This is a genomic window from Salinadaptatus halalkaliphilus (assembly GCF_006543045.1).
GTDB lineage: Archaea > Halobacteriota > Halobacteria > Halobacteriales > Natrialbaceae > Salinadaptatus > Salinadaptatus halalkaliphilus.
The window spans coordinates 1-2377 of sequence record NZ_RBZW01000054.1 but is presented as its reverse complement, the minus strand read 5'-3'; the positions used below and the strand labels follow the sequence as shown (position 1 = coordinate 2377).

Annotated in this window: 1 protein-coding gene and 3 pseudogenes; 2 read left to right on the top strand and 2 right to left on the bottom strand. The window is 48.1% G+C overall.

Going from position 1 to position 2377, the window contains the following annotated elements:
- The first annotated feature begins 202 nt into the window (after positions 1-202).
- Entirely contained in the window at positions 203-820 is a 618-nt protein-coding gene (locus D8Y22_RS15430; protein WP_141465592.1) for a class I SAM-dependent methyltransferase, read from the top strand.
- A 41-nt stretch (positions 821-861) separates the two neighbouring features.
- Here D8Y22_RS15430 and D8Y22_RS15425 read toward each other — a convergent pair.
- Both D8Y22_RS15425 and D8Y22_RS15420 read right to left on the bottom strand, forming a co-directional pair.
- A pseudogene (locus tag D8Y22_RS15425) lies at positions 862-1623 on the bottom strand (IS5/IS1182 family transposase).
- A 76-nt stretch (positions 1624-1699) separates the two neighbouring features.
- Positions 1700-1991 (bottom strand): annotated as a pseudogene (locus tag D8Y22_RS15420) (helix-turn-helix domain-containing protein); the annotation flags it as partial.
- Positions 1992-2103: 112 nt separating this feature from the next.
- Between D8Y22_RS15420 and D8Y22_RS15415 the strand changes: the two are divergent.
- Positions 2104-2295 (top strand): annotated as a pseudogene (locus D8Y22_RS15415) (ISH3 family transposase); the annotation flags it as partial.
- Between the last annotated feature and the right edge of the window lie 82 nt (positions 2296-2377).

Sequence of the window (2377 nt, the reverse complement as noted above, 5' to 3'; positions counted from 1 at the left end):
ATGAACGTCAATCTGGCACATCTTGTCCTCAGTCGCTTGGATCGAGGCTACCCAGCCACGTCCTGCGAACTGATATTGAAGATGCAACAGGCTATTTGAGCAAGAGGAAAGAATACAAAATACATATATAAATAATTGCTTTGAGTCTTCTGAAGAATTTCAATTTTACTCCCAAGAGTTTGAGGAGACAAACGCAAAAAGGATGGTTGAGGAAGGAGTTAATAAGTTCAATAAATCTGTCGAAAACGACCGTGGGTCTTGGGCAGGATTAGGACTCAAACCTGCTAAGACAATTTATGCTACTATAAGAAAACACAAACCAGAAACCATCATTGAAACTGGGGTATGTAATGGAGTTAGCACATTAATTATACTATTAGCACTATCGAAGAATGAGGGTGGGGAGCTGTATTCAATAGATTTTCCCATGCCTGCCGATGAATCTCTACCTGAATTTCGTGAGACCGCTTATCCTGAAGGTCATGCATTTTCAGCAATACCTGCGGATAAAGAACCGGGGTGGATTGTTCCAGAGAGTTTGGGAGACAGATGGGAGTTAGTTGTTGGGAAGAGCCAAAGGGAGCTACCAAAATTAATCCGAAAATTCGATGAAATTGATATGTTCATTCATGATTTAGAACACTCTCACCCTTGTATGATGTTTGAGTATGAATTAGCTTGGGAATGGTTACGTTCGGATGGGTTATTACTAACTGATGATATACACTTCAACGACAGCTTCAGTATTTTTTGTAATGTTCGAGAACCTAAATTATATGGGAAAATGAGTAACTCTACTGGTTATGCTGTGAAGACCTGAACCAAGGACAGTGATAAATCGCCATATAACGATGGATATGCCTAGCTCACAGCAAGCTTGATGTTGTAGACGGCACTTGCCAGAATGGTTTTACAGAATTCTCGTTACCAGCTTCGCGCACTTGTGGCGTCACCGAGAGTGCGCTTGATCACCGGAGACGGTCTCAGATAACGCTCTCTGACCGTAGATTGTTCCATTGACCCGCGCGGTGTGCGCGTGATCGATGGGTCGAAACTCTCGATGCTTAATCAGCAGTCAAATGGCTTCTTCTCGTAGTTTATCGTGCAATGTTTGACAGTCGATCTGCGTGTCGTGACGTTTCTCGGTCGCACAGCGAACGCTGAGGATAACTTGTGACTCAGTATCGGCGAGTACAGTCGTTTTGAGCACCTAAACACCATAATTCGTCTAACGAAAGTAGTGTTCACTCGCATTTTCGCGGTCAGAGAACGTCGCATCCATCGCAGCATGAACAGATGGCTCTTGGGGCTGCGCCGATAGGCATAGACCCACTCGCTAAACTGGCATTCTCTCCAACATATAAATGGCTTTATCAATGTCGTATGGTCAGTGATATCGGCCTTCTCAAAGCCGATTTCCGCCAGTATTCGTGGCACCTCGCTCAAGAGATCGAGTGCTTCGCGGTAGGGTTTCTCCAGGTATACCCGCAGACAATGCAGCGAAACGACGGCGTAGTCGGCGAATCCGCCACCACCCTCTGGGGCGACGGATTCGTCTTGACTACCAACAGCACTTTTAGCCACCTTCACCACTTTCCCTGTGAAGCAAGCTATTTTTGACATAGAGTATCCACCGTTTCCCGCTTCAACCCCCCCAAGTCTGACGGATTAACTTGACACTGTCTGGCGATTTGTCAAAGACTTCTAAGAGGCGTTCTCGTTGGTCTGTGCCGAGCTTCGGGGTCGGCCGCCCCAGAAATTCGGCATCCAAAGTTCGATACCACCCTTGTTCCACCGATGGGACCAGCGTGTTCCTGTAGCGGAGGACCTGCCAACGTCGTCGGCAGCGTACTCCAAGGTCGCGCCCTTGTAGAGCCGCTTGATGAAGATGAGCCGCTCAGTGACCTTGTCGTGAGCAGGCTCCGTAAGAAGTTGGTCGAGATCGTCCTTACTGAGGTGAGGACGATCTTTTCGTGGTGCTCCCCCGCCATATTCAGACAGCAGACTATCGACGAGACAGAGTTTCTCGTCGATGCTGGCGGCTATCTAACTACCCTCAGTACTTCACAAAGCCGTTAGTTGAGAAGTCCGCTTGGCTGAGTTGTGACCAAACAAACCGAGCCAGCGGACAGTGAAATCCACGAGGACCAACTCCTTAACTTTCTCGTCAACGTTCTCACCGGCGCATTCACCTTGAACCTCGGAGAGAACGCTGAAATCGACCCAGAGGACATTTTCGAGGTCCTCGTCGGCGCGACCGCCGACGGGACCTCGATCTCCTCCATCTGTTCTAGTTTAACGCACCGAGGCATCCAAGGACATCGGACTAGAATCATCAGTAACTAGGAATGTGAGAATCCGGTGGATAGTGTGACTT

What these genes read in the sequence shown, in the direction of transcription:
- D8Y22_RS15430 (WP_141465592.1), top strand. Translation starts at nt 203, where the DNA reads ATGGTTGAGGAAGGAGTTAATAAGTTCAATAAATCTGTCGAAAACGAC.